General features: G+C 71.8%; 23 protein-coding genes. 13 read left to right on the forward strand and 10 right to left on the reverse strand.

Translation table 11 applies throughout. The features are described 5' to 3' along the window. The first annotated feature begins 19 nt into the window (after window positions 1-19). The 4 genes from ABZU53_RS07235 (at window position 20) to ABZU53_RS07250 (ending at window position 3,462) form a co-directional block, all read left to right on the forward strand. On the forward strand, window positions 20-448 hold the full coding sequence (locus tag ABZU53_RS07235) for a Fur family transcriptional regulator (RefSeq protein ID WP_355064475.1): 429 nt from the start codon (window positions 20-22) through the stop codon (window positions 446-448). Next, a complete protein-coding gene (locus tag ABZU53_RS07240) occupies window positions 445-1,557 on the forward strand; it encodes a folate-binding protein (protein ID WP_355064477.1) in 1,113 nt (370 codons plus the stop codon). Before ABZU53_RS07235 ends, ABZU53_RS07240 begins: the two co-directional genes overlap by 4 nt. 23 nt (window positions 1,558-1,580) lie before the next feature. Then, window positions 1,581-2,408 (forward strand): 3-keto-5-aminohexanoate cleavage protein, encoded by an 828-nt coding sequence (locus ABZU53_RS07245; protein WP_354859816.1) that lies wholly within the window; start codon window positions 1,581-1,583, stop codon window positions 2,406-2,408. 94 nt (window positions 2,409-2,502) lie between these two features. Then, a complete protein-coding gene (locus tag ABZU53_RS07250; RefSeq protein ID WP_354859813.1) occupies window positions 2,503-3,462 on the forward strand; it encodes an asparaginase in 960 nt (319 codons plus the stop codon). A 99-nt stretch (window positions 3,463-3,561) separates the two neighbouring features. Here the strand turns inward: ABZU53_RS07250 and ABZU53_RS07255 are convergent, their stop codons facing one another. After that, on the reverse strand, window positions 3,562-4,359 hold the full coding sequence (locus ABZU53_RS07255) for an alpha/beta hydrolase (protein ID WP_355064479.1): 798 nt from the start codon (window positions 4,357-4,359) through the stop codon (window positions 3,562-3,564). Between the two features lie 112 nt (window positions 4,360-4,471). On the opposite strand from ABZU53_RS07255, the gene ABZU53_RS07260 reads away from it, so the two are divergent. The 6 genes from ABZU53_RS07260 (at window position 4,472) to ABZU53_RS07285 (ending at window position 8,890) form a co-directional block, all read left to right on the forward strand. Continuing rightward, window positions 4,472-5,191 (forward strand): helix-turn-helix domain-containing protein, encoded by a 720-nt coding sequence (locus ABZU53_RS07260; protein WP_355064481.1) that lies wholly within the window; start codon window positions 4,472-4,474, stop codon window positions 5,189-5,191. Further along, window positions 5,188-5,910, forward strand: coding sequence for a hypothetical protein (locus ABZU53_RS07265; RefSeq protein ID WP_355064483.1), 723 nt, complete (start codon window positions 5,188-5,190; stop codon window positions 5,908-5,910). The genes ABZU53_RS07260 and ABZU53_RS07265 overlap by 4 nt, the downstream gene beginning before the upstream one ends. Window positions 5,911-5,981: 71 nt before the next feature. After that, on the forward strand, window positions 5,982-6,296 hold the full coding sequence (locus tag ABZU53_RS07270) for a DUF2516 family protein (protein WP_234582317.1): 315 nt from the start codon (window positions 5,982-5,984) through the stop codon (window positions 6,294-6,296). Continuing rightward, entirely contained in the window at window positions 6,293-7,180 is an 888-nt protein-coding gene (locus ABZU53_RS07275; RefSeq protein WP_355064485.1) for an alpha/beta hydrolase, read from the forward strand. Before ABZU53_RS07270 ends, ABZU53_RS07275 begins: the two co-directional genes overlap by 4 nt. A gap of 11 nt (window positions 7,181-7,191) precedes the next feature. Then, the gene (locus ABZU53_RS07280; protein ID WP_354859800.1) at window positions 7,192-7,929 is read left to right on the forward strand and encodes an alanyl-tRNA editing protein; all 738 of its coding nucleotides are present in this window, start codon (window positions 7,192-7,194) and stop codon (window positions 7,927-7,929) included. Between the two features lie 46 nt (window positions 7,930-7,975). Further along, window positions 7,976-8,890 carry an SDR family oxidoreductase gene (locus ABZU53_RS07285; protein ID WP_355064486.1) on the forward strand — a complete coding sequence of 305 codons (915 nt, stop codon included), beginning with the start codon at window positions 7,976-7,978 and terminating at the stop codon, window positions 8,888-8,890. Window positions 8,891-8,935: 45 nt separating this feature from the next. Here ABZU53_RS07285 and ABZU53_RS07290 read toward each other — a convergent pair whose 3' ends face one another. Beyond that, window positions 8,936-9,919: a WYL domain-containing protein gene (locus tag ABZU53_RS07290; protein ID WP_354859797.1), complete on the reverse strand. Its 984-nt coding sequence runs from the start codon at window positions 9,917-9,919 to the stop codon at window positions 8,936-8,938. Between the two features lie 68 nt (window positions 9,920-9,987). Between ABZU53_RS07290 and ABZU53_RS07295 the strand changes: the two genes are divergently transcribed. Both ABZU53_RS07295 and ABZU53_RS07300 read left to right on the forward strand, forming a co-directional pair. Then, entirely contained in the window at window positions 9,988-10,779 is a 792-nt protein-coding gene (locus tag ABZU53_RS07295) for an EI24 domain-containing protein (protein ID WP_355064488.1), read from the forward strand. 1 nt (window position 10,780) lies between these two features. Continuing rightward, entirely contained in the window at window positions 10,781-11,296 is a 516-nt protein-coding gene (locus ABZU53_RS07300; RefSeq protein ID WP_355064490.1) for an O-acetyl-ADP-ribose deacetylase, read from the forward strand. 337 nt (window positions 11,297-11,633) lie between these two features. Here the strand turns inward: ABZU53_RS07300 and ABZU53_RS07305 are convergent, their stop codons facing one another. Further along, a complete protein-coding gene (locus tag ABZU53_RS07305) occupies window positions 11,634-11,822 on the reverse strand; it encodes a DUF397 domain-containing protein (RefSeq protein WP_354859857.1) in 189 nt (62 codons plus the stop codon). Continuing rightward, on the reverse strand, window positions 11,819-12,559 hold the full coding sequence (locus ABZU53_RS07310) for a DUF5753 domain-containing protein (RefSeq protein ID WP_355064492.1): 741 nt from the start codon (window positions 12,557-12,559) through the stop codon (window positions 11,819-11,821). Before ABZU53_RS07310 ends, ABZU53_RS07305 begins: the two co-directional genes overlap by 4 nt. Here ABZU53_RS07310 and ABZU53_RS07315 point away from each other — a divergent pair. Beyond that, window positions 12,558-12,686: a hypothetical protein gene (locus tag ABZU53_RS07315; protein ID WP_355064494.1), complete on the forward strand. Its 129-nt coding sequence runs from the start codon at window positions 12,558-12,560 to the stop codon at window positions 12,684-12,686. The two genes, ABZU53_RS07310 and ABZU53_RS07315, sit on opposite strands and share 2 nt — an antisense overlap. Here the strand turns inward: ABZU53_RS07315 and ABZU53_RS07320 are convergent, their stop codons facing one another. The 6 genes from ABZU53_RS07320 to ABZU53_RS07345 all read right to left on the reverse strand — a co-directional run bounded on the left by ABZU53_RS07320 (window position 12,687) and on the right by ABZU53_RS07345 (window position 18,375). Beyond that, complete coding sequence (locus ABZU53_RS07320; RefSeq protein ID WP_355064496.1) at window positions 12,687-13,583, reverse strand: GNAT family N-acetyltransferase; 897 nt, start codon at window positions 13,581-13,583, stop codon at window positions 12,687-12,689. A gap of 1 nt (window position 13,584) precedes the next feature. Continuing rightward, window positions 13,585-13,998 (reverse strand): RidA family protein, encoded by a 414-nt coding sequence (locus ABZU53_RS07325; RefSeq protein ID WP_354859782.1) that lies wholly within the window; start codon window positions 13,996-13,998, stop codon window positions 13,585-13,587. A gap of 151 nt (window positions 13,999-14,149) precedes the next feature. Then, window positions 14,150-15,157 (reverse strand): LacI family DNA-binding transcriptional regulator, encoded by a 1,008-nt coding sequence (locus ABZU53_RS07330; RefSeq protein WP_354859779.1) that lies wholly within the window; start codon window positions 15,155-15,157, stop codon window positions 14,150-14,152. Between the two features lie 19 nt (window positions 15,158-15,176). Beyond that, the gene (locus ABZU53_RS07335; RefSeq protein ID WP_355064498.1) at window positions 15,177-16,556 is read right to left on the reverse strand and encodes a GH1 family beta-glucosidase; all 1,380 of its coding nucleotides are present in this window, start codon (window positions 16,554-16,556) and stop codon (window positions 15,177-15,179) included. Continuing rightward, window positions 16,553-17,386: a carbohydrate ABC transporter permease gene (locus ABZU53_RS07340; RefSeq protein WP_354859777.1), complete on the reverse strand. Its 834-nt coding sequence runs from the start codon at window positions 17,384-17,386 to the stop codon at window positions 16,553-16,555. The genes ABZU53_RS07335 and ABZU53_RS07340 overlap by 4 nt, the downstream gene beginning before the upstream one ends. Then, window positions 17,383-18,375 carry a sugar ABC transporter permease gene (locus ABZU53_RS07345; protein WP_355064500.1) on the reverse strand — a complete coding sequence of 331 codons (993 nt, stop codon included), beginning with the start codon at window positions 18,373-18,375 and terminating at the stop codon, window positions 17,383-17,385. The genes ABZU53_RS07340 and ABZU53_RS07345 overlap by 4 nt, the downstream gene beginning before the upstream one ends. Between the last annotated feature and the right edge of the window lie 67 nt (window positions 18,376-18,442).

The following is an 18,442-nucleotide window of genomic DNA, read 5'->3' on the forward strand; positions in this document are numbered from 1 at the left end:
GCCGAACTATGATCGGACGGTGTCCGAATCCTCCCTCGCGGAAATGCTCCGGGCCCGTGGGCTGCGGCTGACGGCCCAGCGGCAGCTCGTCCTCCAGGCGGTGCTCGATCTGGGCCACGCCACACCGGAGCAGGTGCACACCGCCGTCCGGGAGGTCGCCGCCGGCGTCAACATCACCACCATCTACCGCACGCTGGAGCTGCTGGAACGGCTCGGCCTGGTGACCCACACCCACCTCTCGCACGGTTCGCCGACCTACCACGCGGCGGGTGAGCACCAACACGTCCACCTGGTCTGCCGGGAGTGCGGCGCGATCGACGAGATCGATCCGGAGCTGCTCCGCCCGCTCGCCGAGCAGTTGGCCGCGCAGCGGGGTTTCCGGGTGGACATCGGGCACGTGTCACTCTTCGGCGTCTGCGACCGCTGCGAGAACGGGGATCAAACATGATCGACATCGCGGGCGCGGTGGCCGTCGAGAGCATCGACGAGGCCAGCCGTGACCAGCCGGACCCGGCGCACGTCGCGGTCGGGGTGCGGGGGGTGGCCGCGCACTACGGCGATCCGCTGCGCGAGCAGCGCGTCCTGGACACCGAGGTCGGCCTGGTCGACCGGTCACACCGGGGGATCATCGCGGTGCCCGGCGAGGAGCGGGCCGGCTGGCTGCACACGATCACCTCGCAGCACCTGAGCACGCTGGCCGCCGGCGAGGGCACCGAGTTGCTGGTGCTCTCGCCGCACGGGCACGTCGAGCAGCACGCCCTGGTCGCCGAGGACGGCGAGACGACCTGGCTGGACACCGAGCCGGGGGCGACCGACGGTCTGCTGGCGTACCTGGAGAAGATGCGGTTCTTCAGCAGGGTCGACCCCCGCGACGCCACCGCCGAGCGGGCGCTGCTGTCGCTGGTCGGGCCGGCGGCGCCGGAGGCCCTGGGCACGCTCGGCGTGACCGGGCTGGCCGCGCCGGACCTGGTGCCGGTGCCGGGTCCGAAGTTCGCCGCCGGGGCCGTGCCGCCCCGAGCGGGCATCCGGTACGACGTCCGACCGCTGCCGATCGGCGGGTGGGCGCGTCGCGGCCTGCTCGGGGTGGACCTGCTGGTGCCCCGCTCGGCGATGGAGCAGGTGGTCGCCGAGCTGCGCGGCGCGGGCGTGCCGGTCGCCGGCCTCTGGGCGTACGAGGCGATCCGGGTCGCCGCCCGGCAGCCCCGGGTCGGGGTGGACACCGATCACCGGACCATCCCGGCCGAGGTGGACCTCATCGGCCCGGCGGTGCACCTGGACAAGGGCTGCTACCGGGGTCAGGAGACGGTGGCCCGCGTACACAACATGGGTCGGCCGCCGCGCCGCCTGGTGCTGCTGCACCTGGACGGGGTGACCACCGACCAGCCGCCGACCGCCGGTACGCCGGTCACCCTCGACGGCCGGGCGGTGGGCTTCGTGGGCACCGCCGTGCTGCACCACGAGCTGGGTCAGGTCGCTCTCGCCGTCCTGAAGCGGAACGTCCCGGACGACGCCGCGCTGATGATCGGCGAGACCGCGGCGGCGATCGACCCGTCCTGACCGGGGCGTCTAGGATCGCCGGCATGACGACAGGGACGTTGATCACGGTGGCCCCGACGGGCGCGGAGTCGGCCAAGGCGGAGGTGCCGGCGCTGCCGGTGACCCTGGACGAGCTGCTGCTCACCGCCAAGGAGTGCGAGGCGCTCGGCGCCGCCGTGATCCACGTTCACATCCGCGACGACGAGGCGCGGCCGACCCTCGACCCGGCCCGGCTGGCCGAGACGGTGGCGGCACTGCGGGAGAGCACCGACCTGATCGTGCAGCTCTCCTCCGGCGGCGCGGTGACCGACCCGGAGGCGTCCCGGCTCGCCGTGCTCGACGCGGGTCCGGACATGGCCTCCTGCACCATGGGCACGGTCAACTTCGGCGACGACGTCTTCCTCAACCGCTGGGAGTTCATCGTCGACCTGCACACCCGGATGCAGGAGCGCGGCATCGTGCCGGAGTACGAGATCTTCGACCTCGGCCACCTGTCCGCGTTGCAGCGGCTGCTCGGCAAGTACGGCCTGCCGGCGGGCGGTCACGTGCACGTCGACTTCGTGATGGGGGTGCCGGGCGGCATGCCGGGCACCACCGAGACGCTTGTCGCCGCCCACCGGATGCTGGCGGACCTGCCCGCGGGCACCACCTTCTCGGCCACTGGCATCGGCCGCAGCACGATCCCGGTCATGCTCGCCTCGCTGTCCACCGGCGGGCACCTGCGGGTCGGCATGGAGGACACGGTGACGTACGCCAAGGGTCGGGCGGTCGAGTCCAACATGCAGTTGGTCGCCCGCGCGGTCGGCTTCGCCCAACTCGCCCAGCGACCGCCGCTGACCACCACCGAGGCCCGCGCGCTGCTCGGGTTGTAAGGCCGGACACCTTCCGCGCCCCTGTCACCCGGGCGGTGGACCACCTGGTCACCCCGCCGACGGACAGCCTCGGCCCCTCGGTACCGTCCAGCACGTGGGAAAGACGTACGAGGGCGGCGTGCCGCTCGCCGAGGTGGTCCGGTCCGGGTTCGTGGAGGGCGCGCACCGCGGCTCGGTGGTGGTGCTGGACGCCGCCGGGGTGCCGCTGGCGACCGCCGGGGACGTGACCGCGCCGATCTTCCCGCGCTCGGCCAGCAAGCCGATGCAGGCGATCGGGATGCTCCGCGCCGGCCTGACGCTTACCGATCCGGCCGACCTGGCGTTGGTCTCGGCGAGCCACGCGGGGGAGGACTTCCACCTGGCCCGGGTCGGCGCGCTCCTCGACCGGGCCGGGCTGGACGCCTCGGCGCTGCACTGCCCGCCCGACCTGCCGGTGGGTGCGGCGGCCCGGGAGGCGGTGCTGCGGGCCGGGGGCGGGCCGAGCCGGGTGCAGATGAACTGCTCCGGCAAGCACAGCGGAATGCTGCTGACCTGCGAGGCCGCCGGGTGGCCGCGGGACGGCTACTGGCGGCCGGAGCACCCGTTGCAGCAGGGGTTGCGAGCCGCCATCGAGGAGTTCACCGGCGAGCAGGCGGCGGCGGTGGGGGTGGACGGCTGCGGTGCCCCGGTGCTGGCGGTGTCGCTGACCGGCCTGGCCGGGGCGTACCTCCGGCTGGTCGGCGCCGAGCCGGGCTCGGCGCCGCGCACGGTGGCCGACGCGATGCGGGCGCACCCGGAGATCGTCGGTGGCACCCAGGCCGACGACACCCGGCTGATGCGCGGTGTCCCGGGCCTGCTGGCCAAGGTCGGCGCCGAGGGCGTGTTCGCGGTGGGGCTGCCGGGCGTCGGCGCGGTGGCTCTGAAGATCGACGATGGAGCCGACCGGGCCCGGATGCCGGTGCTGGTCTCCGCGCTGCGCCGGCTCGGTGTGGACGCGCCGGTGCTGGCCGAGTACGCCGAGGTGCCGCTCTTCGGCGGTGGCGTTCCGGTCGGGGCGGTCCGCCCGCTCTGGTGACGCCCCCGCGCCCCAGCCGTTGATCATGAAGTTATTGCCACTCGCGTCGGCGTGTCGTGGCAATAACTTCATGATCAACGGGGTGAGTCGCGCCGCCGGTCAGCTCAGGAAGTCGAGCAGGGCGGCGTTGACGGGCTCCGGACGCTCCAGCGGCAACAGGTGTGCGGCATCCGGCACATCCGGCAGCCGTACCGCGCCGGGGACCTCGGCGGCGATCCGGTCGGCGAGGCGGCTGATGTCCGGTACGTCGGCGGCGCCGGCGGTGACCAGGACGGGCACCCGCAGCTCGCTGAGGCGGCCGATCGCCGGAGGCATCAGCTCGCCCACCTCCACCGCGCCGAGCGCGAGCTCGGCGGCCAGGGCGCGCTGGTCCATCTCCTGCGCGAACGCCAGCAGTTCGGGGTCGACGTCGGCCGGCTGGCGGCCGGGCCCGACCACCCAGAACCGCACCTCGCCGGCCGCCCCGGCGACGAAGTCGTCCGGGTCGACCTCGCCGACCAGGTCGTCCCAGAGGTCGTTGGCCTCGTCGGACCACTCGTTGCCGGAGAGCGCCGTGTCGAAGAGGGCGAGCGCGCTCACCCGGTCCGGGTGCGCGAGCGCGGTGTCGACGGCGACCGATCCACCGAAGGAGCAGCCGACCAGCGCGGCCCGGGGCAGGTCGAGGGCGTCCAGCAGGCCGGCCACGTCGTCGTGGTGCGCGAACGGCGTCGGGGGCAGCTCGGAGTCGCCGTACCCGCGTAGGTCCGGGACGATCACCCGGTGCCGGGCGGCGAGCGCGGGCACGACGCCCCGCCACATCCGCCGGTCCGCGATGCCGGCGTGCAGCAGCACGACGGGCGAACCGCTGCCGACCTCGTCGTACGCGAGAGATGCTCCGTTGACTGTGATCTTGTGCACCAACGGACCGTACGGATCCGGCGAGCGGCGCGCAAACGTGATGCTGAGACCTTGCTAACTTTGGCAAGCATTTCGCTTGCAAGAGCTAGCAGGCGGCATTAGCGTCGTGTCCATGGCCACACCCAAGGACCTTCCCGACGTCGGCGGGTTCATCCGCGATCTGCGGCGCAACGCCAAGATCTCGCTGCGTCAGCTCGCCGAGCAGGCGGGGGTCAGCAACCCGTACCTCAGCCAGATCGAGCGCGGGCTGCGCAAGCCCAGCGCCGAGGTGCTCCAGCAACTGGCCAGCGCGCTGCGGGTCTCGACCCCGGCGATGTACCTGCGGGCCGGCCTGCTCGACGACAAGGAGGGCCACGGGGTGCTCGCCGCCATCGCGGTGGACCCCGACCTCACGATGGCCCAGAAGCAGTCGCTCAGCCAGATCTACGAGACGTTCCGCCGGGAGAACGCCCGCCTCGCCGAGGCCCAGGCCGCCGCCGAAGGCCCGGCCGCCGAGAGCCCGGCCGCCGAAGGTTCGGCCGCCGCCGGCCCGGCCAGCGGGAACCCGGATGTCGCCGGCAGCGGCGGAGTGACCGGGGCGACCATCCCGACCGACGTCGCCGACGAGCCGGCCGATGTGGCCAACCTGGCCGCCACCGGCCCCACCACCGCGGGCGGCACCCCGACCGAGGCCGTGCTCGAGTCGGTCGCCGTCACCGAGGCGGGCACCGCCCCCGCCCCGGGCAGCAGCACCAGCACCCCCGAGAAGAGCAGCACCAGCACCCCCGAGAAGAAGGCCGCCGGACCGGCGGTCCGCAAGGCCGCCGAGGCGGCCGAGGAGGAGACGTCATGACCGAGCCGAAGACCAACCGCATCCCCGCCCCGATCTACGCCGCCGCCGGTGTCGCCGAGCTGGCCCTCGAGCAGTTGCGCAAGCTGCCCGCGGCCGTCGGTCTCCACGGCACCCGGGTCGTCGCCGACCTCGGTGGCCGGGCCGTGCTGACCGGTTTCGAGCTGCGCCAGAAGGCCACCGAGACGCTGCGTACCGCCAACGAGACCGCCGAGACCCTGCGCGGGCGCGCGCAGGCCGAGCTGGACCTGGCCAAGCTGCGCGAGGCGGCTGACCTGACCAAGCTCCGCGAGGCGGCCGACCTGACCAAGCTGCGCGAGGTCGCCGACATCGACAAGTTGCGGGCCGCCGCGACCCGCAACGCCGCCGTGGTGGTCGCCGGTGCCCAGGCCGCGCAGGAGCGGGCGTACGCCGCGTACGGCGCGCTGGTGGCCCGTGGTGAGCGGGTCGTCGGCGCCGGTGTGCTGGAGGCCGCCGAGACGGTCAACGCCGACATCGAGGCCACCCAGGCCGCGCCCGCCCCGGCCGCGCCGGCTGCCACCGCCCCGGCTGTGACCCCGGCCCCGGCCGAGGTGCCGAGCCCGGCCGAGGTGGCCGAGATCGCCGAGGCCAAGCCGGCCGCCGTCAAGAAGGCTGCCCGGGCGAAGGCCGCGAAGCCGGCCGAGACCCCGTCGGCCAAGCTGCCCCGGGCCACCAAGCGGACCCGCCCGGCGGCCGAGTAGTTCGTCCTGTCGGCGATCCCGACGGCGTCCTTGACGGACGTAGTCGGGGTCGCCGACATAAACTTGCCGGCATGGCCACCGCCGCGCCGATCTTCGCGTTCGAAGTCCGTTACGTGATCGAGCTGATCCTGCTCGTCTTCGCGTTGATCATCCAGGGTGTCGCGTTGGTGCATGCCATCACGCAGCGCTCCGACGCCTTCTCCGCCATCGGGACGCTGCCCAAGGGTGGCTGGATCGCCATCCTGGCGGTCTGCCTCGTGCTGATCCTGCTCAGCCGCGGTCCGATCAGCCTCTTCGGACTGATCGGCATCGCCGCCGCGCTGATCTATCTGCTCGACGTCCGGGTCGGTCTCCGCGACCTCAGTGACGGCAAAGGGTTCTGGTGAGAGGTTTTCGCTGGCCGCCTCCGCCCGACAGCGGCCCCCGCACCTGGGGGCCGGGTCCGGGCGGGCCGCGTACCGGCCGGCCGGCTCTGCCGGAGCCGGAGACGGAGCTGGTCGCCACCCCGCACGGCGTGCAGCTGGAGCGCCTGGTCACCGGCGTCGGTGACCCGGTCACCGTGTTCGCGCACGGGCTGGGCAACGGGATCGCCACCACACGCCCGTTCGGCAGCGGGGTGGCCGGTCGTCGGCTGTTCTTCCAGTTCCGGGGTCACGGTCGCTCCGAGGCGCCGGCCGGCCCGTGGACCTACCTCGACCTGGCCCGCGATCTGCGGGCCATCGCGGATCTGGGCGGCGCCAGCCGGGCGTTCGGGGCGAGCCTCGGCGCGGGCGCACTGTGCCGCCTGCTGGCCGAGAGCCCGGAGCGCTTCGAGAAACTGGTGTTCTTCCTGCCGGCGGTCCTCGACCAGCCCCGCGGTCCGGTCGCCCGGGACCGCATCACCGCCCTGCTGGAGGCCGTCGAGAGCGGCGAGGCGTCGGCGGTCGCCGACGTCGTCGCGCTGGAGCTGCCGGCGGCGGTCCGCAACACGCCGGCCGGCTGGGCGTACCTGCGGCAGCGGCTCGACCAGCTGCTCCGCGACGGTCTGGCCGACGGCCTGGCCACGCTTCCGGAGCAGGCGCCGCTGCAGGACGCGACCGCCCTGGCGGCGGTCACCGCGCCGGCCCTGGTGATCGGCTGCGCGGGCGACGACCTGCACCCGGTCGAGGTCGCCGAGCAGCTCGCCGCCGCGCTGCCCCAGGCCACCCTGCACGTGTACGACCGACCGGGGGTGCTCTGGACGGAACGCGCCGACCTGCGGGAGCGGATCTCCGGCTTCCTCAACGGGTAACGTGGCCTGTCATGGGCGTCACACAGCATGGCCGGACGCACCGGCTGGATCTCGCCGACCCGACCGTGCGTGAGTGGACCTGCACGGTCCTGCACGCCGACCCGGAGCAGGGCATCGTCCTGGACCGCTCGGCGTTCTACCCGGGCGGCGGCGGCCAACCGCCGGATCACGGCGTGCTGCTCTGGCAGGGCGTGCAGACCCGGATCGTCGGCACCCGCAAGGGCGACGACCCGTACCTGATCCCCGCCGAGGGTGACCCGCTGCCGCCGGTCGGCACCGAGGTTGTCGGCGCGGTGGAGGACGAGCGCCGCACCCGTCTGATGCGTACCCACTCCGGGCTGCACGTGCTCTGCGGTGTGGTGTTCCGCGACTTCGGCGCGCTCGTCACCGGCAACTCGATGGAGCCGGGCGAGGCCCGGATGGACTTCAACCTCCCCGAGGTTCCGCCGGACTTCAAGAGTCGCATCGAGGAGCTGGTCAACGCCGAGGTGGCCGCCGACCGCGCGGTCGCCACCCGGGTGCTGCCGCGCACCGAGGCGCTGGCCCTTCCGGACATCATCCGTACCCAGTCCAACCTCATCCCGCCGGACGAGCAGGAGGTCCGGATCGTCGACATCGTCGGACTGGACGTGCAGGCCGACGGCGGCACCCATGTCGCGTCCACCGCCCAGATCGGCAAGGTGCAGGTGGTCAAGGTGGAGAGCAAGGGCCGGGCCAACCGCCGGGTCCGCGTCCGGTTGGTGGACTGACAAATTCGGACGCCGGCTGTCAGGTATCGCTGGCAGCCTCGCAGGCATGACACAACCGCTCGCAGGAAAGATCGCGCTCGTCGCCGGTGCCACGCGGGGTGCCGGCCGACAGATCGCGGTCCAGTTGGGTGCCGCCGGCGCCACCGTGTACGCCACCGGTCGCAGCAGCCGCGCCGGCCGTTCGGAAATGGACCGGCCGGAGACCATCGAGGAGACCGCCGAGCTGGTCACCGCGGCCGGCGGCACCGGCATCGCCGTGCAGGTCGACCACCTGGTGCCCGAACAGGTCCGCGACCTGGTCGCCCGGATCGACGCCGAGCAGGGCCGCCTCGACGTGCTGGTCAACGACATCTGGGGCGGCGACCCCCTGGTGACCTGGGACAAGCCGGTCTGGGAGCAGCCGCTGGAGGCGGGCTTCCGCACCCTGCGGCTGGCCGTCGACACGCACATCATCACCAGCCACTTCGCCCTGCCGCTGCTGATCCGTCAGCCCGGTGGCCTGGTCGTGGAGATCGGCGACGGCACCAAGGCGTACAACGACGAGAACTACCGCCTCTCGGTCTTCTACGACCTGGCCAAGGTCTCGGTCAACCGGCTCGCCTTCACCCAGGCGCACGAGCTGAAGCCGCACGGCGGCACGGCGGTCGCGCTCACCCCCGGCTGGCTCCGCTCCGAGGCCATGCTGGAGCACTTCGGCGTCACCGAGGAGAACTGGCGCGACGGGGCCGCCACCGACCCGCACTTCCTCATCTCGGAGACGCCAGCCTTCGTCGGCCGCGCGGTGGCCGCGCTCGCCACCGACGAGGAGAAGGCCCGCTGGAACGGCCAGTCCGTCGACGCGGGCACGCTGTCGAAGGTGTACGGCTTCACCGACGTCGACGGCAGCCAGCCGGAGGCCATCCGGTACATCACCGAGGTGGTCGGCGCCGGCAAGCCGGCCGACGTCACCGGCTACCGCTGACTCGCTGAAGGGTCACCTGCGGGCCCGCTGATCTGTGGGCCGGTGTCACGGCACGGCCGGGCCGTCGTAGCGCGCGGCGGCCCGGCGTGCCGCGCCCGCCATTTCCGCGCGCAGCTCCGGCGGGTCGAGCGCCTCCACCTCCGGGCCCAGCGCCAGCAACTGGGCGTACGCGACGCCGACCGACTCGACGGGCAGCCGGGCCACCACCCAGCCCTGCTCGTCGGGCTCGCCCACGGAGGCGACCACCTCGTCGTACACGTAAGGGGCATCGACCAGGCGTCGGAGCTGACGCAGGCCGGCGGGGCTGAGCCGGACGGTCACCTCGGCCCGCAGCATGGTCCGCAGGAATTCCCCGGCCTGCTCCCGCCAGTGCCCGGCCAGGTCGAAGCCCTCGTTGCGCTCGAAGTGCTCCTCGCCCACCTCGACCCCGGTCACGCGGTCCACCCGGTAGGTGCGGACATCCTCGCCGACCCGGCCGACCAGATACCAGACGCCGCTCTTGAGCACCAGGCCGTACGGCTGGACTCGGCGGGTCACCTCCTTCTCGCCGCGTCGGTAGCGCAGATCCACCACCCGGTCGCTCCAGACCGCCCGCGCCAGCTCGGCCAGCCACGGTGGTGGCGGCGTCTCCCGGAACCAGCCCGGCACGTCCAGGTGGAACCGCTGCCCGGTACGGGCCGGCGCGTCGCGCAGGGCGGGTGGCAGCGCGGCGAGCACCTTCAGCTCGGCGGACGCGACCGCGTCGGCGAGCCCCATGTCACCGGCGGGCCCCGGTAGCCCAGCGAGGAAGAGCGCCTCCGCCTCGTCCCGGGTCAGACCGGTCAGCCGGGTGCGGTAGCCGCCGAGCAGGCGGTAACCGCCGGCCCGACCCCGGTCGGCGTAGACCGGCACGCCCGCTGCGGAGAGCGCCAGGACGTCCCGGTAGACGGTCCGCTCGGAAATCTCCAGCTCCCGTGCCAGCTCGCCCGCCGTCATCGATCCGCGCGACTGCAACAGCAGCAGCAGCGAGATCAGTCGGGACGCGCGCACCCGCCCATCCTGCCTCGTGCCGCTCGCCGTCCGGCGAATTCGATCACCTGTCGTTAGGCTGCTCGATCGTGGACGTCAGCAGAATCGCCAGCCCGGTGACCGGGGTCGTCGGACGCTTCCTCCTCGGGGTCAGGCTGCTCCTGCGCGGACTGGGCATGTACGTCCGCAGCCCGAAGCTCATGCTGCTCGGTCTGGTGCCGGCGCTGATCTCCGGCGCGCTCTTCGTGGTCGCGATCGCCACCCTCGTGTACTTCGTGGACGACCTCGCGGCCCTGGTCACCCCGTTCGCCGACGACTGGTCGAGCACCGGCCGCAGCCTGGTCCGGGTGATCGCCGGGCTGGCCTTCATCGGGCTCGGTGGCCTGCTCGCGGTAGTCAGCTTCACCGCGGTCACCCTGGTCATCGGTGACCCGTTCTACGAGAAGATCTCCGAGATGGTGGAGGAGCGGCTCGGCGGCACCCCGGACGCCGTGGACGTGCCGTTCTGGTCGTCACTGCGTCGCAGCTTCGCCGACTCGGTACGCCTGGTGGCCCTCACGGCGCTGGTCGGCATCCCGCTCTTCTTCGCCGGTTTCATTCCGGTGGTCGGCCAGACGGTCGTGCCGGTGATCGGGGCGGCGGTGGGTGGCTGGTTCCTCGCCGTCGAGCTGGTCGGAGCGCCGTTCTACCGACGTGGCATGCGGTTGCCGCAACGCCGGACGATCCTCAAGGCGGACCGGCCCATGGCGCTCGGCTTCGGGGTGGCGGTCTTCCTCTGCTTCCTCATTCCGCTCGGCGCGGTGCTGGTCATGCCGGCCGCGGTCGCCGGTGCCACCCTGCTGGCCCGCCGCTCGTTGGGCCAGTCGATCGAGGAGAGCTGACATGGAGATCACCCTGGTCGAGGGGGACATCACCGCCCAGCGGGTGGATGCCATCGTCAACGCCGCGAACTCGTCCCTGCTCGGCGGCGGCGGAGTCGACGGTGCCATCCACCGGCGCGGCGGACCAGCCATCCTGGCCGAGTGCCGGGCGCTGCGGGCGTCCCGGTACGGCAGGGGCCTGCCCACCGGCCAGGCGGTGGCAACCACCGCCGGGGAACTGCTCGCCCGTTGGGTGATCCACACCGTCGGCCCGGTCTGGTCGTCCACCGAGGACCGCTCGGCGCTGCTGCGCGACTGTTACGCCAACAGCCTGCGCGTGGCAGACGAGTTGGGCGCGACGACGGTCGCGTTTCCGCTGATCTCCGCCGGCATCTACGGATGGCCAGTCGACGACGCGGTCCGTCAGGCGCTGTCGGTGCTGCGGTCGGCCACTCCGGCGACGGTCACCGAGGCACGCCTGGTGCTCTTCGGCGCGGATACGTACGCGACGGCACGCGAAGTCTTCGACGTCGCGTAGGGCGCGCGCTCCCTCCTTGATCACGTGACGCTGACCAGTTGTCAGAAGCGGGTTCGAACTGGTCACCATCAAGTGATCAAGGATTCGAAGTGCGACGCGCTCGCGCGGCGCTGCCGCGCCCGCCGGTCCCGGCCGGCCCGTCGGCCCTCGCCGGCCCGTCGGCCCCGGCCGGCCCCGGGGACCCGCCGGCCCCGCGGGTCCGGCCGCAGATCTTGGACAGTTTCCGTTAGCAGCTAACGGAAACTGTCCAAGATCTCGTCGTATCGGTGCGCCATCGCCGGCAGTGGGCATACCGAAAGACCCCCGGTCTACCCGAGGGTCTTGTTGATGTGGCTGCTCAGAGGGCGGCGGTCTTCACCATGTCGACGAAGCCCCGCCAGGTGTGACGGTCGAACCGGAGCGTGCCGCCATCGCGATCCTTCGAGTCGCGGACCGCGACGACGCCCGGCAGGTTGTCCGCGACCTCGACGCAGTCGCCGCCGTTAGAGCTGCTTCGGGTGCTGGTACGCCATTCGGCGCCGGTCAGGTCAGCCATGTTCGTGCCTTCAAGAAATCGATGGTGTGGCGGCGTGGAAGAGCCACTGATCGCAGCGTATCCCAGATGGCCCAGAGCGGGGCTGTCTCGTTGGTCAGTCGGCCGGCTGCCTGGTCGTCCAGGTATCCCACGTCGCCATCCTCGGTGGTAGCAATGACGAACGGCCCGGCCTGCCCGGCGTGCATGCCCGCGTCAAGCGGTAACACATGAAGGAAGGTGTTAGGCCGCTGCGCCATTTCGATCAGGTGGTCTAGCTGGGGATGCATGATGTCGGGCTCCCCACGGCGCAACGCGCATTCGTCGATGACTGCGATGAAGAGCGGGGGCTTACGCCGGTTAAGGACCGCCGCCTGTCGGCGGAGTCGCGTTTCGACGTAACCCGCAACCTCGTCCGCGTCCAGCAACCCGCTACTGAGGACTAGCGACGCGTACTCCGGTGTCTGTAGCAGACCGGGAATCACAGAAACCTGAAACGCGCGGAGGGCGGTCGCCTGAAGCTCTGTCTCGACCCACGGCCGCAGCCACGCCGGCTCACGGCGCTTTAAAACGTCCGGCCAAATGTCCCCCACATCAAGCCCTAGGACGCTCGCCGCTGCCGCTCGGCGGCGGTGTCGGCCCGGGCTGCCGCACTGGCGCTGTACCCGCTGCGGTGTCCACTGGCCGTGTTCAGCCGCGCGGTTGTCGCTACTGTCCCGCTGGCATGGCGACCGGGTCGGGATGCTGCTCATGTTGACCACGCTCGCGTGGGAGGCGTTCGCCGACGCGCTGAAGCTCGGCTTGCGCCCGGACCCCGCGGTGTACGTCGCGCGGTTCCTGGAGTGGACGCGCCCGCGCAGCGACAACCGAGCTGACTGATCAGGTCAGGTCGGCCAGGCAGGCCCACAGGGTCGCCACCGGTCGGTAGCCCAGCCGGGCGTTGATCGCCAGCATCGGCGCGTTGGCTTCGTCGTTCGAGGTGTACGCGACCCGTACGCCGGCTTCGGCGGCCCGGTGCAGCGCCGCCGTCTTGGCCAGTCGGGCGAGCCCTCGACCCCGGTACGTCGGGACGGAACAGGTGTAGTCCGACCACATCCGCTCCCCGTCCCGCTTGACCAGGCTGAACGCGGCCACCTCGCCGTCGACCTCGGCGGCGGTGCTGGCGGTCTTGTCCAGTCCGAGGTTGTCCCACACGTCGTACTGCCAGCTCTCGAAGGTGACCGCGTCGACGGGTACGTCACCGGGTTCGTCGACGGCTGCGGCGACGTTCGCCTCGTAGAGCAGGTGCGGGTCCAGCTCGGCGATCGGCCGCAGTCGTACACCCGGAGGCGGCTCGGGCAGCGCGGGCGGCGGGGTCAGGTCCAGCGCCGAGTAGCGCACCTCGCGGCTGGGCGTGAAACCGTGCCGGCGGGCGAAGGGCAGCGAGTCCGCTGCGGCCATGGTGCGTACGCGGCGGACCCCGAGAGGGCGGAGGTGGTCGGTCGCGGCGGTCAACAGCGCCGTCCCGATTCCCCTGCGGCGGTGCTCGGGGTGCACGTGCAGCATGCTGACGTCGCCGAAACCCTGCACCGATGTCGAGGTGTTGGGCTCGGCGGACGTCCAGCCGACCACCTGGCCGTCGACCTCGGCCACGAACGCGGTCCAGCCGTCGATCGGCGGTGGTTCGGCGATCATCTTGCGGGTCGACTCGACCCCACGCACCAGGTACGGGTGGACGTTCGCCCGCAGGGCCACCACGCCCGGGGCGTCGTCGGGCTGCGCCACACGGATGCGCATCTCAGGCCCCCGTCCGTACGGCGGCGACGGCCTCGACCTCGACGAGCTGGTCGGTGTAGCCGAGCACGGCCACACCCAGCAGGGTGCTGGGCGGATCGTGGTCGCCGAAGAAGTCCCGGACCACCTCCCAGACGGTCACCAGGTCGGCCTGCCGCGACGATGCCACGTACACGGTGGTCTTGACGACGTCGGTGAGCCGCGCGTCGGCCGCGCCGAGGGCGGTCTCCATGTTCGCCAGCACCTGCCGGGCCTGCGCGGCATGGTCACCCGGCGCGACGGTGCGGCCCTCGGCGTCCAGCGGGCACGCCCCGGCGGTGAACACCAGGCGGGCGGGCGGCTCGACGGTGGCCGCGTACGCGTACTCGGCGACGTCGCAGAGAGCGGGCACGTGCAGCAACGCGACAGGATCCGGCATGCCGGCGAGGCTAACGACGATCGCGCACGGTGGCGACGCATTAACGCGCCGGGCAGCAACTTCAGGGTTGTTGCTGCCTCCCGACGCCGGGAAGCAGCAACAACACCGAAGTTGTGCGGATCTTGAAAGCGGATCTTGAGAGCGAGACGGGTCAGGCCGACGCGCGGATGATCAGCTCGGTATCGAGCATGACGGCCGGTTCGATCGCTTCGCCGGCCGCCAGCCGGAGCAGTTGCCGGGTCATCCGTCGGCCGAGTTCCACGATCGGTTGCCGGACGGTCGTCAGCGGCGGCTCGGTGTAGGCGGCGGTTTCGATGTCGTCGAAGCCGATCACCGCGACGTCCTCCGGCACCCGCCGGCCGGCCGCGCGCAGCGTGCGCAGGGCGGCGTGTGCCATCAGGTCGGAGGCGGCGAACACCCCGTCCAGGTCGGGATGGTCGGCGAGCAGGCGGTCCATCGCCGCCGCACCGGACTCCCGGGTGAAGTCGCCGACGGCGATCAGCTCGGGCAGCCCGGCGGCGGCGACCGTCTCCCGGTAGCCGATCAGCCGTTCGATCCCGGCGACCATGTCCTGCGGGCCGGCGATGGTGGCGATCCGCCGGCGACCACCGTCGATCATGTGTCGGACGGCGGCGGTGACCCCGCCGACGTGGTCCACGTCGACGTACGGCACGGGTACGTCGCCGAGCGGCCGGCCGCTGACCACCACGGGGATGCCGAGCCGGGCCAGCGTGCCGGGCAGCGGATCGGCGCCGTGCAGCGAGGCGAAGAGGACTCCGTCGACGTGGCGACCGGTGGTGTACCGCTCGACCCGCTGGTGCCCGGCCGGTGAGCCGGCCAGCATCAGGACCAGTTGCTTGTCGGCGGCCTCCAACTCCTGACTGACGCCCCGGATGATGCCGGGGAAGACCTGGTCGTCGGAGAAGACCCGGGTGGCCGCCTCCGGCATGACCAGGGCGATCGAGTCGGTCCGCTGGGTGACCAGACTGCGGGCGGCCAGGTTGGGCACGTACCCCAGCTCGGCGACCGCCCGGTTGACGGCCTCCCGGATGGGTTCGGCGACGGTGGTGGAGCCGTTGACGACCCGGGAGACGGTGGCCCGGGACACCCCGGCCCGTGCCGCCACCGCCTCGAGCGTCGGCCGCTGTGCAGTGGTCATCGCGACTCTCCCCCGCTCGTCACAGCCCGTTCCGGGAGATCACCTCCTGGTACCACCGGGCGCTGGCCTTCGGTGTGCGCCGCTGGGTCAGGTAGTCGACGTGCACGATCCCGAACCGCTTGCGGTAACCCTCCGACCACTCGAAGTTGTCCAGGAATGACCATACGAGATACCCGCGCAGATCCACGCCCCGGGAGATCGCCTCGTGCGCCGCCCGCAGGTGCCCGTCGAGGTAGGCGATCCGGTCGTTGTCGATCACCTGTCCCGGCCCGGCCGGCGAGTCGGTGCCCGCCTTGTCGGGGAACGCCGCGCCGTTCTCGGTGATCAGCAGCGGCACACCGGGATAGTCGGTGGCGATCCGCTCCAACAACCGGGTCAGCCCGGACGGCTCGATCATCCAGCCCATGTCGGTGAGCGGCCCGGCCGGCGGCAGGAAGTGCACCGCGCCCTCGGTGCCCGGGTAGGCGCCGTCGCCGTCGCCGTCGGGGCGGCCGGCGACGTAGGTGGGCGCGTAGTAGTTGATGCCGAGCAGGTCGATCGGGGCGGCGATCAGCTTCTCGTCGCCGTCGCGGATGAACGTCGGCTCGACGATGCGGGCCACGTGCTCGCGTACGTCGTCGGGATAGCCGCCGGCCAGCAGCGGGTCGAGGAAGATCCGGTTGTGCAGGCCGTCGACCAGGCGGACGGCGGCGGCGTCGGCCGCGCTCTGCGGGTCCGCCGGCCGTACATCGGCCGGGTTGACGGTGATGCCGACGCTGCGCGCGCCGGCCGCCCGCAGCGCCCGCGCCGCCAGGCCGTGCCCGAGCAGCAGATGGTGTACGGCGGTGAAGGCCGCCGCGCCGTCCTGCTTGCCCGGCGCGTGCACCCCGTTGCCGTAACCGAGGTAGGCCGAGCACCACGGCTCGTTGAGGGTGGTCCAGGTGTCGATCCGGTCGCCGAGGCGGGCGTACACGGCGGTGGCGTACGTGGCGAAGTGCTCGGCGGTGTCCCGGTTGGTCCAGCCGCCCCGGTCTTCCAGGCTCTGCGGCAGGTCCCAGTGGTAGAGGGTGACGATCGGATCGATGCCCCGGGCGAGCAGGGTGTCGGTGAGCCGGTCGTAGAAGTCCAGCCCGCGCGGGTTGACCGGGCCGCTGCCGTCGGGCTGGATCCGGGGCCAGGCGACCGAGAACCGGTACGCCCGCAGGCCCAGCTCTGCCATCAGCGCCACGTCGTCGGCGTACCGGTGGTAGTGGTCGCAGGCGACGTCGCCGGTGTGGCCCTGGTACACCTTGCCTGGCGTACGGCAGAAGGTGTCCCAGATGGACGGGCCGCGACCATCGTCGCGGGCCGCGCCCTCGATCTGGTACGCGGCGGTGGCCGCACCCCAGAGGAAGTGCTCGGGAAACCGGAGTTCATTCACGCCTTGACCGCACCTTCCATGATCCCGCCGATGATCTGGCGGCCGAACAGCACGAAGACCAGCAGCAGGGGGAGCGTCGCGATGGCCGTCCCGGTGAACACCTGCGACATGTCCTGGTAATACCCGTCGGACAGCGCTCGCAGGGAGAGCTGAACGGTCGGGTTCGCCGGGTCGTTCAGCACAGCGTACGGCCACAGGAAGTCGTTCCAGGTGGTCATGAACGTGAGCAGGCCGAGCACGGCGGCGGCCGGGCGCAGCGCCGGCAGCACCACGTGCCACCAGATCCGCGGGGTGCCGCAGCCGTCCATCCGGGCGGCCTCGATGAGCTCGTCGCTGATGGCCTGGCCGGCGTACTGCCGCATCATGAACACCCCGAAGCCGGTGACCAGCACCGGGACGATCACCGCGGGCAGCCGGTCGTTCCACTGCAACTTGGTCATGAGCAGATAGAGCGGGATCACGCCGAGCTGCGTCGGCACCATCATCGTCGCGATGATCACCAACAGCAGCGCGTTGCGCCCCCGGAAGCGCAGCTTCGCGAAGGCGAACCCGGCCAGGCTGGAGAAGAACACCACCGAGACGGTCACCGTGGTGGCCACGATCACCGAGTTGATCAGACCGGTGAGGAAGTACGCGTCGGTGTTGTCGAACAGGCGGGCGATGTTCGCGCCCAGGTTGCCGCCCGGTGTGACCGGGGGTGGCAGTTGGCCCATCGCGTCGTTGCTGCGACTGGCGACGACGAACATCCACCAGATCGGGAAGATCGACAGAACGGCGGCGAACATCAGGGCCAGGTAGGTGAGCGGGCTCGCCCGCCAGAGGCGGCTCATCGGGTTGCTCCTTTGCGAGGGCCGGCCCCGCCGCCGAGTCGGCGCAGGATCAGCACGTTGACCGCCGCGACGATCGCGATGAGCGCGAAGAGGAGCCACGCCACCGCCGACCCGTAACCGAAGTTGTAGTGCGGCGCGAAGGCGTTCTCGAACATGTACATGGTCAGGGTCTGCGACTCGCGCAGCGGCCCGCCGCGGATCGGGTTGGTGCCGGAGTTGAACATCCGGGGCTCGGTGAAGAGTTGCAGGCCGCCGATGGTGGCGATGATCGTGCAGAAGATGATCGTCGGTTTGAGCAGCGGCACGGTGACCGACCAGAACTGCCGGGCGCGGTTGGCGCCGTCGATCGCCGCCGCCTCGTACAGGTCGCGAGGGATGGCCTGCATCGCGGCCAGGAGGATCAGCGCGTTGTAGCCGGTCCACCGCCAGTCGACCATGGCGGAGATGGCCACCCAGGAGGCGACCCGGTTGGACTTCCACTCGATCGCGTCCATCCCGACCAGGTCGAGCAGCCAGTTGATCATGCCGAACTCGCGGCCGAAGAGCACCCCGAAGACGATCGCCACGGCGGCGGTGGAGGTGACGTTGGGGACGAGCACCGCCATCCGCCAGCCCGTACGCGCCCGCAGCCCTCGATTGAGGAGGTTGGCCAGCCAGAGCGCGGCGAGCAGCTGCGGCACCGTGGAGATGACGAAGATGCCCATCGTGTTGACCAGCGCGTGCCAGAAGTCGGCGTCGGCGAGCAGCCGGGTGTAGTTCTCCGCGCCGACGAACGGGTGGTCGGTGCCGAGCAGGTCCCAGTCGTGCAGCGAGACCCAGAAGGTGTACGCCAGCGGATACGCCCCGAAGACTCCGAAGATCAGGAAGAACGGGGCGATGAAGAGGTACGGCGAGAAGCGGGTGTCGAGCCGGCTGAGCCGACCCGACGATCGGCGTTGGTGCCCGGTTGCCGGTGCGACCGGCGGTCGGGCGTCGAGCTGGACGGTCATGCCCGGGGACTCCTTTCCGTCGTGCGGGCGGGACCCCGGGTCCCGGAGCCCGCCCGCACGCTGGCTC

It is taken from the genome of Micromonospora sp. NPDC005194, assembly GCF_040608335.1.
GTDB lineage: Bacteria > Actinomycetota > Actinomycetes > Mycobacteriales > Micromonosporaceae > Micromonospora.

Coding starts and splice junctions, on each gene's coding strand:
- ABZU53_RS07265 (WP_355064483.1), top strand. CDS start 5,188: ATGACCGAGCCGAAGACCAACCGCATCCCCGCCCCGATCTACGCCGCC.
- ABZU53_RS07310 (WP_355064492.1), bottom strand. CDS start 12,559: ATGAGCAGCATCCCGACCCGGTCGCCATGCCAGCGGGACAGTAGCGAC.
- ABZU53_RS07260 (WP_355064481.1), top strand. CDS start 4,472: ATGGCCACACCCAAGGACCTTCCCGACGTCGGCGGGTTCATCCGCGAT.
- ABZU53_RS07270 (WP_234582317.1), top strand. CDS start 5,982: ATGGCCACCGCCGCGCCGATCTTCGCGTTCGAAGTCCGTTACGTGATC.
- ABZU53_RS07340 (WP_354859777.1), bottom strand. CDS start 17,386: ATGAGCCGCCTCTGGCGGGCGAGCCCGCTCACCTACCTGGCCCTGATG.
- ABZU53_RS07280 (WP_354859800.1), top strand. CDS start 7,192: ATGGGCGTCACACAGCATGGCCGGACGCACCGGCTGGATCTCGCCGAC.
- ABZU53_RS07320 (WP_355064496.1), bottom strand. CDS start 13,583: ATGCGCATCCGTGTGGCGCAGCCCGACGACGCCCCGGGCGTGGTGGCC.
- ABZU53_RS07300 (WP_355064490.1), top strand. CDS start 10,781: ATGGAGATCACCCTGGTCGAGGGGGACATCACCGCCCAGCGGGTGGAT.
- ABZU53_RS07245 (WP_354859816.1), top strand. CDS start 1,581: ATGACGACAGGGACGTTGATCACGGTGGCCCCGACGGGCGCGGAGTCG.
- ABZU53_RS07240 (WP_355064477.1), top strand. CDS start 445: ATGATCGACATCGCGGGCGCGGTGGCCGTCGAGAGCATCGACGAGGCC.
- ABZU53_RS07285 (WP_355064486.1), top strand. CDS start 7,976: ATGACACAACCGCTCGCAGGAAAGATCGCGCTCGTCGCCGGTGCCACG.
- ABZU53_RS07330 (WP_354859779.1), bottom strand. CDS start 15,157: ATGACCACTGCACAGCGGCCGACGCTCGAGGCGGTGGCGGCACGGGCC.
- ABZU53_RS07315 (WP_355064494.1), top strand. CDS start 12,558: ATGTTGACCACGCTCGCGTGGGAGGCGTTCGCCGACGCGCTGAAGCTC.
- ABZU53_RS07325 (WP_354859782.1), bottom strand. CDS start 13,998: ATGCCGGATCCTGTCGCGTTGCTGCACGTGCCCGCTCTCTGCGACGTC.
- ABZU53_RS07345 (WP_355064500.1), bottom strand. CDS start 18,375: ATGACCGTCCAGCTCGACGCCCGACCGCCGGTCGCACCGGCAACCGGG.